Origin of the sequence: Azospirillum sp. A23 (assembly GCF_042938965.1) — a bacterium.
GTDB lineage: Bacteria > Pseudomonadota > Alphaproteobacteria > Azospirillales > Azospirillaceae > Azospirillum > Azospirillum melinis.
In genome coordinates this window covers 53,591-64,780 of the sequence record NZ_CP170666.1, presented here as the reverse complement: position 1 = coordinate 64,780, position 11,190 = coordinate 53,591, and the positions used below count along the sequence as shown (strand labels likewise).

8 protein-coding genes are annotated in these 11,190 nt (G+C 66.9%); 6 read left to right on the top strand and 2 right to left on the bottom strand.

Annotated features, from left to right (window positions below; all coding sequences use genetic code 11):
* Positions 1–42: 42 nt before the first annotated feature.
* On the bottom strand, positions 43–537 hold the full coding sequence (locus ABNQ40_RS09520; RefSeq protein ID WP_109050646.1) for a MarR family transcriptional regulator: 495 nt from the start codon (positions 535–537) through the stop codon (positions 43–45).
* Positions 538–777: 240 nt separating this feature from the next.
* Here ABNQ40_RS09520 and ABNQ40_RS09515 point away from each other — a divergent pair, with 240 nt between their 5' ends.
* Positions 778–1,476, top strand: a complete 699-nt coding sequence (locus ABNQ40_RS09515) for an HAD family hydrolase (protein WP_109050645.1) — start codon at positions 778–780, stop codon at positions 1,474–1,476.
* Between the two features lie 237 nt (positions 1,477–1,713).
* Positions 1,714–1,884, top strand: a complete 171-nt coding sequence (locus ABNQ40_RS09510; protein WP_391346305.1) for a hypothetical protein — start codon at positions 1,714–1,716, stop codon at positions 1,882–1,884.
* A gap of 295 nt (positions 1,885–2,179) precedes the next feature.
* Here ABNQ40_RS09510 and ABNQ40_RS09505 read toward each other — a convergent pair whose 3' ends face one another.
* Entirely contained in the window at positions 2,180–3,463 is a 1,284-nt protein-coding gene (locus ABNQ40_RS09505) for an MFS transporter (protein WP_109050644.1), read from the bottom strand.
* 845 nt (positions 3,464–4,308) lie between these two features.
* On the opposite strand from ABNQ40_RS09505, the gene nifJ reads away from it, so the two are divergent.
* The 4 genes from nifJ (at position 4,309) to ABNQ40_RS09485 (ending at position 11,088) form a co-directional block, all read left to right on the top strand.
* Positions 4,309–7,851 carry a pyruvate:ferredoxin (flavodoxin) oxidoreductase gene (nifJ, locus tag ABNQ40_RS09500; protein WP_391347399.1) on the top strand — a complete coding sequence of 1,181 codons (3,543 nt, stop codon included), beginning with the start codon at positions 4,309–4,311 and terminating at the stop codon, positions 7,849–7,851.
* A gap of 225 nt (positions 7,852–8,076) precedes the next feature.
* The gene (locus ABNQ40_RS09495; RefSeq protein ID WP_109050643.1) at positions 8,077–9,582 is read left to right on the top strand and encodes a tagaturonate reductase; all 1,506 of its coding nucleotides are present in this window, start codon (positions 8,077–8,079) and stop codon (positions 9,580–9,582) included.
* A 66-nt stretch (positions 9,583–9,648) separates the two neighbouring features.
* Entirely contained in the window at positions 9,649–9,975 is a 327-nt protein-coding gene (locus tag ABNQ40_RS09490) for a hypothetical protein (protein ID WP_109491033.1), read from the top strand.
* 33 nt (positions 9,976–10,008) lie between these two features.
* Positions 10,009–11,088 carry a LacI family DNA-binding transcriptional regulator gene (locus ABNQ40_RS09485; protein ID WP_109050642.1) on the top strand — a complete coding sequence of 360 codons (1,080 nt, stop codon included), beginning with the start codon at positions 10,009–10,011 and terminating at the stop codon, positions 11,086–11,088.
* The last annotated feature ends 102 nt before the right edge of the window (positions 11,089–11,190 follow it).

The window sequence follows — 11,190 nt, the reverse complement described above, 5'->3', positions numbered from 1 at the left end:
GGCGGAATGGCGGGGCAGGGGCAGGAGAGGCGGCAGGAGGGGTCAGGCGACCGGCGTGCCGTCCGTCTTCTCCCCTCCGGCTTCGCCGTCGCCGCTGCCCGTCTGCATATGGGTGATGATCCGCTTCATCAGCCGGCCCAGCATCGCCCGTTCGTTGGCTGCCATGGCGGCGATGGGCGGGCTCAGCGACTGGCGCAGGGGGTCGCGCTCCAGCAGGATCCGGCCGTCGTCGGTCAGGTCGAACAGCCAGCCGCGCTTGAATCCGGGGTGCGGGCGTCGGGTCAGCAGCCCCTTGTCCACCAGGGTGGAGACGGTGCGCGAAACCGGTGCCAGGTGGATTTTCTGGAACCGCGCCAGTGCGGTCAGGGTGCGCGCCGGCTCCGGCGCGTCATGGAAATAGCGCAGCGCCACCCATTGGGCCGGGAAAAGCCCGTCGGTGAAGCTGATGCCATAGACAAGCCGGCTGACCTGGTCCAGCAAGGTGACCAGATCGTCGTCGGTCGACGGGTTGTCGCCATCCTCCGGCCTTTCCGACACGCGCTTTTCTCCCTCCCGAAACTGCACCGAACCAACCGGCGGCAAGCTTGGCGGTGGACTGTAGCGAAGTCAACGCGCCAGCGGAAGCAGCAGTCTTCGCGTCTGCGTGGTGAAAGTGCCGCGACGATTCGCGTGGATTATCGTTGAGGGAAATCCATTGCCGTCCGCGGCAAAAGCTTGGCGAAAGCAGCCGGTCCGCCCCATCTTTGGTCCAACCACCACAAACCGCGGATACTGGACATGACCGGCACCCCCCGTCTGACCAACGCCTTCCTGTTCGACCTCGACGGCACGCTGACCGACACGGTCTATCAGCATGTGCTGGCCTGGAAGGAGGCATTGGACGAGGAAGGCATCGCCCTGTCGGTCTGGCGAATCCACCGCAAGATCGGCATGAGCGGCGGGCTGTTCACCAACATGCTGCTGCGCGAAACCGGCCTCGGTGCCGACCAGGCTCTTCTCGACCGGCTGCGCCACCGCCATGCGCAGGCCTACAGGCGGCTGGCTCCCGGCGTGGTTCCGCTGCCGGGCGCGCGCGAGCTGCTGGACACGCTGACGGAGCTGAACATCCCCTGGGCCATCGCCACCAGCGGCCGGATGGAGACGGCGCGGCCGGCGCTGGAGAAGCTGGGCGTCGATCCCTTGAGGGCCGCGGTCATCACCCGTGACGAGGTCGAATATGCCAAGCCGGATCCCGACCTGTTCCTGGCCGCCGCCGCGCGCATCGGCGTGGACATCGCCAGCGCCTTCGTGGTCGGCGACAGCATCTGGGACATGATCGCCGCCAAGCGGGCGCGGGCGCTGGGGATCGGTCTGCTGTCCGGCGGCTATGGCCGGGAGGAGCTGGAACGCTCCGGCGCGCTGCGTGTCTATGAGGACCCGGCCGATATGCTGGACCATCTGGACGAAGTCGGCGGGCGCCGCGGGCTGGCGCAGTAAAACTACGTTGCGGGTAAGTATCCTGCCTAGACGATGCAATCGGAGCGCTGCGAGCTGTTGCCGCATTATGGATCATGCACAGTCACAGCGCTGTGATGCAGTGCAACATGATCATGCAGGACATGCGGTAACAGTGCGTTTCACAGGGGCGGACCGGTGGCAGCATGGGTTTGCCGATGATGGTGACGCCGCTCTCCGACGCCGCGATCATCGAATCCCCCGATCAGGAGCAGCCGCATGCCCGCCCATCAGTTCACTGGCCGCCACACCGTCGCCCGCGCCCTGGTCGCCTCGGCCTTCGCGCTGGCTTCGCTGCTGTCCGTCGCGGCGGCGGCGGCCGTCACCGCCACCCCGGAGCGCCCGGTCCCTGCGGTCGAAATCGACAGCCAGTCGTTCCTCTTCAACTGACCGTCCTCAAGACCGTCCGGACAAAAAAAAGCCGCTGGAAAACCAGCGGCTTTGAAGTCCGAGAGGAACGTCCAACAAGTTGTGCCGGGTCAACCCACGGCGCATCCAGCGGTACGGGACTAATATATTAATATCTCATCCGTCTGGCAAGCGGCTTTCCTTCCTTCGGTCAGATTTTTTATCCAGTAGCGCCAGACCGCTGACCGGATGGCGCCCAAACGCAAGACGCCCCCCGGCGATGAGCCGGAGGGCGTCTCGATCACACTGAAGGGACGTTTCAGGGACGGGCGAACCGTCAGTCGGCGCCGGCCGTGGCGTTCGGGACGGCGGCGGCGGACTTCGGACCGCGCTGGCCCAGCACCAGGGCGATGATGGCGAAGGCGGCGAGGTCGAACACGGTCAGGCAGGCGAACAGCGGCTCGTACCCGATGGTGGTGGCGAGCTGGCCGATCATCAGCGAGAAGATCATGCCGCCCATGTAGCCGGCCATGCCGCCGAAACCGGTCGCCGTGGCGACGTCCTGCTTTTCGAAGGTGTCGGTGACCAGGGCATAGAGCAGGCTCGACAGCATCTGGTGGGCGAAGGCGCCGAGGGAGAACAGGAAGATTGCGGCGATCGGGCTGACGGTGAAGCTGATCAGCGCCGGGCCGATCATGCAGACCGCACCCACGCCGACGCCGGCGATGCGGGAATTGACCAGCGACATCTTGAAGCGCTTCACGAAGAAGGGCGACAGGTAACCGCTGAGGATGCAGCCGATGTCACCGGCCAGGAACGGCAGCCAGGCGAACAGGGCGAACTGCTTGATGTCCATGCCGCGGGTGGAAACCATGTACAGCGGGATCCAGAAGCTGAAGGTCTGCCAGGCCGGCTCGGTCAGGAAACGGGCGGCGGCGATGCTCCAGAACTTGCCCTTGCCGAGCACGCGCTTCATCGACGGCTTCGGCAGCTCGACCTGTTCCTGGCCGTCCAGGATGTAGGCGTGCTCTTCCTTTGTCAGGCGCGGATGGTTTTCCGGGTTGCGGTACAGCATGTACCACAGGGCCGACATGCCGACACCCAGCAGACCGGTGACGAGGAAGGCTTCCTGCCAGCCATAGGTCAGCGACAGCCAGATGACGAAGGGCGGGGCGATCATCGCGCCGATGGAGCTGCCGGTGTTGAACCAGCCGGTGGCGATGGAGCGCTCCTTGGCCGGGAACCACAGGGTGGAGGTCTTGACGCCCGACGGCATGGCCGCCGCTTCGCTGACGCCCAGCAGACCGCGGAAGAAGGCCATCGACTGCCAGCTGCCGGCCAGCGCGTGCATGGCGGCGGCGATGCCCCAGACGCCGGCGAACATCGCGTAACCCAGCTTCAGCCCGATCAGATCGGTGATGTAGCCGGCGACCGGCTGCATCAGGCTGTAGCAGAGCTGGAAGGCGCTGACGATGAAGGAATACTGCTCGGTCGTGAAGTGGAGCTGTTCCTTGAGCGTCGGCGCCAGGATGCCCAGAGTGTTGCGGTCGATGTAGTTGACCACGGTGCCCAGCATCATCAGGGCAAGGATTTGCCACCGCAAACCACGGATCTTGTTCATCTTTTCCTCACATGCCTGCCACGGCAGGCGCCGGTGCGCACGTACAGGCCCTTCAGGCGGCGATCCTCGGGCGGGATGCCTGGCCGGCGGGTGTTCGGTGCCGGGCGAATGGGTCGCTTCCGCTCTGCTTCAAGAGGGGCGGGAGCATCGCTGACGGAGTTATATTAATATATCAGTGTTGGGTGCAAGCGGTTTTCCGGTGCCGCCTTCGGCTCTTGCGAAAATGTCGCAGTCCAATGATGCGATGCGCTGATTTCTTCGCAGTCGCAGCAAAAACCCGTCCGTTTCCCGAGAGCGGTTACTTGCTGCGATGCAATATAATTGAAGGTTGAAAGGCCTGTTTTGCTGTTCGGATTTTAAAGGCGGGCCGGTCTGCCCGGTTCAGCCGCCTGTAGGAAGCCACAGCATCGGCTCGCCATAAATGACCTGGATCAACGGGCTATGCGCTGTTTCCGTCCCGGCGGCAACATGGGGACGGGCGCTATGCCGCTGCCATCTCCGCGGAAACGCTCGGTCCTTGCCAATTGTTGCAGTGCGACAATCTGGGGCCTTCCTTGCAAAAGTAATATATCAGACAGTTGTGCAGCGCAGAGCAGCGGCACCCGGAAATTCCGCTCCGGACTGACCGACGTCAATGTGTCCGACCCGCTTCGGACCGACCATTCGCCCTGGTCGACCGCCGTTTTCTGCCGCAATCCGCGCCGGCTTTTGAAAGACCCGCCGGCCCCGTCATCGAAGACGCCCCCCTCGGGAGACGACTGTCGCCAGCACAAAGGATTTTTTCCGGCATGACCCAAAGCCCTACCTCCACCGACCCCATCAGGCTCGCCCCGTCCGCCCCCGCCATGGCCCACAGGATGGCCCGCATCATGGACGGCAACGAGGCGGCGGCCTCCGTGGCCTATCGCGCCAGCGACGTCATCGCGATCTACCCGATCACGCCGTCCTCGCCGATGGGGGAATTCGCCGACGAATGGTCGGCGGCGCGCCGTCCCAACCTGTGGGGCAGCGTGCCGCAGGTGGTGGAGATGCAGTCGGAGGGCGGGGCGGCCGGAGCGGTCCATGGCGCCTTGCAGGCCGGCGCGCTGGCGACGACCTTCACCGCGTCGCAGGGCCTGCTGCTGATGATCCCCAACATGTACAAGATCGCCGGAGAGCTGACGCCCTTCTGCATGCATGTGGCGGCGCGCACGCTGGCGACCCACGCGCTGTCGATCTTCGGCGACCATTCCGACGTGATGGCCTGCCGCCAGACCGGCTTCGCCATGCTGGCCTCGGCCAATGTGCAGGAGGCGCAGGATCTGGCGCTCGTCGCCCATGCCGCCACCTTGCGGGCGCGCGTGCCCTTCCTGCATTTCTTCGACGGCTTCCGCACCTCGCACGAGTTCAACTGCATCGAGCCGCTGGCGGACGACGATCTGCGCGCCCTGATCGACGACCGTTGCGTCGATGCCCACCGCCGCCGCGGCCTGACGCCGGACCATCCGGTCGTCCGCGGCACCGCGCAGAATCCCGACGTGTTCTTCCAGGCGCGCGAGGCCGCCAATCCCTGGTACGACGCCTGCCCGGCCATCGTGCAGGAGATGATGGACCAACTCGCCGCCCGCACCGGCCGGGCCTACCGCCTGTTCGACTATCACGGCCATCCGCAGGCGGAGCGGGTGGTGGTGGTCATGGGGTCGGGTGCCGAGACCTGCAACGGAACGGTGGACCGGCTGATCGGGCAGGGGGAGCGGGTCGGCTGCCTGACCGTCCGCCTGTTCCGTCCCTTCGCCATCGCCGATTTCGTGTCCGCCCTGCCGGCGACGGTGCGGCGCATCGCGGTCCTCGACCGCACCAAGGAGCCCGGTGCCGTCGCCGATCCGCTCTATCTCGACGTGGTCGCCGCTTTGTCCGAAGCCCGCGCCGCAGAGTCAAGTGCCATAGACCCCATGGTCGTCGCCGGCCGCTACGGCCTGTCGTCCAAGGAGTTCACCCCCGCCATGGCGAAGGCGGTGTTCGACGAGCTGGGCCGCGACCGTCCGAAGCGCCGCTTCACCGTCGGCATCACCGACGACGTCACTCACCAGTCGATTCCCTGGAATGTGGACTGGGCTGTGGAGGAGCCGGGCGTGTCTCGGGCCGTCTTCTTCGGCCTCGGCGCCGACGGCACGGTGGGCGCCAACAAGAACTCGCTGAAGATCATCCAGTCGCGCAGCGGCGGCCACGCCCAGGCCTATTTCGTCTATGACAGCCGCAAGTCCGGCTCGACCACCGTGTCGCACCTGCGCTTTTCCAAGGATCCGATCCGCGCGCCCTACCTGATCGGGCAGGCCCAGTTCGTCGCCTGCCACCATCTGCCGTTGATGGAGCGGGTGGAGGTGGCGGAGATGGCCGCCCCCGGCGCCACCCTTCTGCTGAACGCCCCCGGCACGCCGCAACAGGTGTGGGATGCCCTGCCGGTCGAGGTCCAGCGCCTCTGCATCGAGCGCAGGCTGTCCTTGCACGCCATCGACGCCGGCGCCGTCGCGCGGGAGGTCGGGCTCGGCCGCCGCGTCAACACCATCATGCAGACCTGCTTCTTCGCCCTGTCGAAGGTCATGCCGGTCGAGGACGCCATCGCCGAGATCAAGGCGGCGATTGCCAAGACCTATTCCCGTCGCGGCGATGAGGTGGTGGCGCGCAACGTCGCCGCCGTCGATCAGGCGCTGACCCATCTGCATCCCGTCCCGGTGCCCGACCATGTCACCGCCGACCATGGCCGCCCGGCCCCGGTGCCGGAAACCGCCCCCGACTTCGTCAGGCGCGTCACCGCCATGATGATCGCCGGCCATGGCGACCGGCTGCCGGTGTCCGCCTTCCCGGTCGACGGCACCTGGCCGACCGGCACCTCGAAATATGAGCACCGCAACATCGCGGCGGAGGCGCCGGGCTGGAACGCCGATCTCTGCATCGAGTGCAACAAGTGCGTGCTGGTCTGCCCGCATGCCGCCATCCGCGCCACCGTGGTGCCGGAGTCGGCGCTGGCCGGCGCCCCGGAGGGCTTCGAGACCATCCCCTACAAGGGCCGCGAGTTTCCTGGCGGCCGCTATCGCCTGCAAGCCTCTCCCGCTGACTGCACCGGCTGCACGCTGTGCGTTGCCGCCTGTCCGGTGGAAGACAAACACGGTTCCGGCCGCAAGGCATTGGAGATGCGCCCGATCCAGGCGCTGGCCGGCCAGCAGGAGGCCTTCGACTTCTTCCGCAACCTGCCCGCCATCCCGCGTGAGTCGGTGCCCGTCACCGTCAAGCACAGCCAGCTTCTGGAGCCGCTGTTCGAGTTCTCCGGCGCCTGCGCCGGCTGCGGCGAGACACCCTACATCAAGATGCTGACCCAGCTGTTCGGCGACCGCATGGTGATGGCCAATGCCACCGGCTGCTCGTCGATCTATGGCGGCAACCTGCCGACCACCCCCTACACCACCGACGCCAGCGGCCACGGTCCGGCCTGGGCCAACTCGCTGTTCGAGGACAATGCGGAGTTCGGCCTCGGCCTGCGCGTCGCCATCGACGGGATGGCCGAGCAGGCGCGCGATGCGCTAGCGCTGCTGTCCGCCCAACTGGAGCCCGGCCTCGTCACGGCATTGCTGGAGGCCGGGCAGAACGACGCCGCCGGCATCGCTGCCCAGCGCGCCCATGTCGCCACGCTGATGGCACAGCTCGCCCCGCTGAAGGACCCGCTGGCCCGCCGGCTGGAGCAACTGGCCGACTATCTGGTCCGCAAATGCGTGTGGATCGTCGGCGGCGACGGCTGGGCCTACGATATCGGCTATGGCGGCCTCGACCATGCGCTGGCGTCGGGGCGCGACATCAACATCCTGGTGATGGATACGGAGGTCTATTCCAACACCGGCGGCCAGCAGTCCAAGGCGACGCCCATCGGCGCCTCGGCCAAGTTCGCCACCGCCGGCCGGTCGGCGGCGAAGAAGGATCTGGGGCTGATGGCGATGGCCTACGACCATGTCTATGTCGCCCGCACCGCCTTCGGTGCCCGCGACAGCCACACGCTGAACGCCCTGACGGAGGCCGAGGCCTACCGCGGCCCCTCGCTGGTGCTGGCCTACAGCCATTGCGTCGCCCACGGCTTCGAGCTGTCGCACGGGCTGGAGCACCAGAAGCTGGCGGTGGACAGCGGTCACTGGTCGCTTTATCGCCGCGATCCGCAGCGGCTGGCCGAGGGCAAGACCGCCCTGCAGCTGGACAGCGGCGCTCCGTCGGCCGGCCTTGCCGCCTTCATGGCCGGCGAGTCCCGCTTCAGCGCCGTGGAGCGCGCCAACCCCGAGCGTTATCACGTGCTGGTGGATGAAGCCGAGGCCGAGATCCGCCGCAAGCGCCATCTGTTCGAGCATATGGCGGGGTTCAAGGAGTAGGGGGATCTCCCTCTCCCCCCTGGGGAGAGGGGTGGGGTGAGGGGGATGCATTGGGTGGATTCTCGATAAGGGCCGCCACGCTCTCCCCTCACCCTCCCCACCACAATGCCGCACCCTTTTCCCCTTGCCCGGCCCATTAATATATTAGTATATTGAACCCATCGCCTGTGCTTGCCCTGATGGCGCCGGGCCCGGATTTTCAGCTCCCCTTAAGGATGCCCAGTCATGCGTTCCCTGACCCGTGACCAGCTTGCCGGCGGCGCGTTCGACGTCGCTCACACCGACGGCGCTCCGACCCTGCCCGTGACCATTCTTCAGGTGGGAGACGGCAACTTCCTGCGCGGTTTCGTCGATTGGATGGTCGATGTCGCCAACGGGCAGGGGCTGACCAAAGCCGGTGTCGCCATCGCCCAGCCGCTGGGCCAGGGCATCGCACCGCTGCTGAAGGCGCAGGACAACCTCTACACCGTCCTGCTGCGCGGCATTGAGAACGGGCGGGAGGTCGAATCCCGCCGCGTCGTCTCCTGCGTGTCGGAAGCGCTCAACCCCTATGCGGACTGGGCACGGATGGTCGAGCTGGCCGTGTCTCCGGCGCTGCGATTCTTCGTCTCCAACACCACCGAGGCCGGCATCGCCGACCGCGAGGAGGCCTATGCGCCCGGCACCTGCCCGGACAGCTTCCCGGCCAAGGTCGCGGCCCTGCTGTATGCCCGCTACAAGGCGCTGGGCGGCAGCGCCGACAGCGGTCTGGTCTTCCTGCCCTGCGAACTGATCGAGGCCAACGGCACCAACCTGAAGCGCATCGTCCTGGCCCATGCAAAGCGTTGGGGCCTGGAGGCCGGCTTCGCCGACTGGATCGAGACGCACAACCACTTCCTGAACACGCTGGTCGACCGCATCGTCCCCGGCTATCCGAAGGACGAGGCCGCCGCGCTGTCCGCCAAGTGGGGCTATGAGGACAGGCTGGCCGTCGCCGCCGAGCCTTTCCATGTCTGGGTGATCGAGGGGCCGGCCCATCTGGCGGACGAGTTGCCGCTGCACAAGGCCGGCCTGAACGTGGTGTGGACCGACGATCTTCAGCCCTACCGCACCCGCAAGGTCCGCATCCTGAACGGCGCCCACACCGCCAGCGCACTGGCCGCCTATTGCGCCGGGCTGGACACCGTCAAGTCGATGATGGACGACCCGACCGTCTCGGCCTACCTGAACAGGGTGATGTTCGAGGAGATCGTCCCCTACGTGCCCCTGCCGGAGGCCGAGCGGCAGGATTATGCCCGCACCATCATGGAGCGCTTCGGCAACCCCTATATCCGGCACGAGCTGATCTCGATCACGCTGAACTCGGTGTCGAAGTGGCAGGTGCGCGTCCTGCCCAGCCTGAAGGACGCGGTGGTCCGCAACGGCTCGGCTCCGGCCGGCCTGTCCTTCTCGCTGGCGGCGCTGCTGCGCTTCTACCGCGGCGAGCTGTCCGGCGGCGCCTATGCCGGCAAGCGCGAGGCCGGATCCTACCCGATCAGCGACAATGCCGAGGTGATCGCGGCCATGAGCGCCGCCTGGGCGGCCAACGGCAGCGATCCGAAGGCACTGGTGGCCGCCATCCTGTCCGACGTCCGCCTGTGGAAGGAGGACCTGACTGCCGTCCCCGGCCTTGCCGCGCGGGTGGCCGACAGCCTCGCCGCCATCGAGGCGAAGGGCATGAAGGCCGCCATGGCCGATCTGGTCGCCGGCTGATCCGGCAGCTTTATTGTGGGAAAGCGGGGCGCGTCCATCGGGGCGCGCTCCGAAGGCATGACATCGATGACACCCCTTCTCAGCCGGCGCATCGCCGAACTGGAGCTTGACGCGGCCGTGCTGCGCCATCGCCTGTTGCATATCCCGCTCGCACTGCAAGAGGATTGCGGTCTGTGGGCAAGCCATAGGATCATCGGTCGCGAGGCGTTGAGCCTGTTCCGGGCGGTGCGCCAGGAAACGCGTGACAGCGGGGAGGATTGCGATCCGGCGCTCGGCCGGATCGAGGCCGCTTATCAGCTCGTTCACGACGCGATCCTGGCGCTGTCCGAACTGGCGCTTGCCGACCCGGACCATGGCGACATGGCCCATGCCGACCCGCCGACGCGGCACTGATGCGCCGCCCCTGATGCGTGAGGAAGACCGACGATGCAGACGACCGAAACCAGGAAGCGGACGCGCCGCGGCACCCAGCGGGTGACGATGACCGACGTAGCCACCGCCGCCGATGTGTCGGCCAGCACCGTCTCGCTCTATCTCCGCCGGCCAGAGGCGGTGTCCCGCCATCTCGCCGAACGCATCGCGCGGGTGATCGACGAGATGGGCTATGTGCCCAATCTGGTCGCCGGCAGCCTTGCCGCCGCGCGCAGCCGTACCGTCGGCGTCATCCTGCCGTCCATCCTGAATTCTTTCTTCGCCGAGACCTACAACACGCTCCAGGGCATGTTCCAGGCGGCGCATTACCAGACCCTGCTGGGCGTCAGCGAGTTCAGCCCGGAGGAGGAGGAAAGCCTGATCCGCGCCTTCCTCGCCTGGTCACCGGCGGCGATGGTTGTGACCGGCTTCCACCACACCGAACGGACGCGCGCCATGCTGGCCTCCTGCGGCGTGCCGGTGGTGGAGATGTGGGACATGCCCGGCCACCCCGGCGAGGCGGTCAACATCAGCGTCGGCTTCTCGCATTTCGAGGTCGGCCGCATGCAGACCAGCCACCTCTACGACCAGGGCAGCCGCAAGGTCGCCTACATCGGCGCCGCCGCCCACCAGGATCTGCGCGTCCGCAGCCGCACCGACGGCTATGAGGCGGAGGTGATGCGCCGCGGCCTGCACGATCCCATCGACTTCACCGTCCCCGATGCCGCCACGACGGAGGTCGGCCGCTGGCTGATCGACGAGATTCTGACCCGCCATTCCGATATCGACGGCGTGGTCTGCTCCAACGACGCGCTAGCGCTGGGCGTGCTGTTCGAGGTCACCCGCCGCGACCTGAAGGTGCCGGACGATCTGGCGGTGGTGGGATTCGGCGACCTTCCCTTCAGCAGCTCCTGCCCGCCGCCGCTGACAACCGTCCGCCCGCCCCAGCGCGAGATCGGCCGCCTCAGCGCCACGCAGATCCTGGCGGCGCTCGACGGCGTCCGCGTCACGCCGAAGCACCACAATCTCGACTGCGAACTGGTGGTCCGCGGCAGCACCCGACCGGTGGTAAAGGGGCCGATTGAAAAGCGCTAGCGTCCACGCCTTGCCGTTTTCCGATTGCGAGTCTTACCCTCGATTCCGGTTATGGCTTTCGGCGTAATCCCGCCGGGCCGCTCACTGGACGGGGGCAGGGTG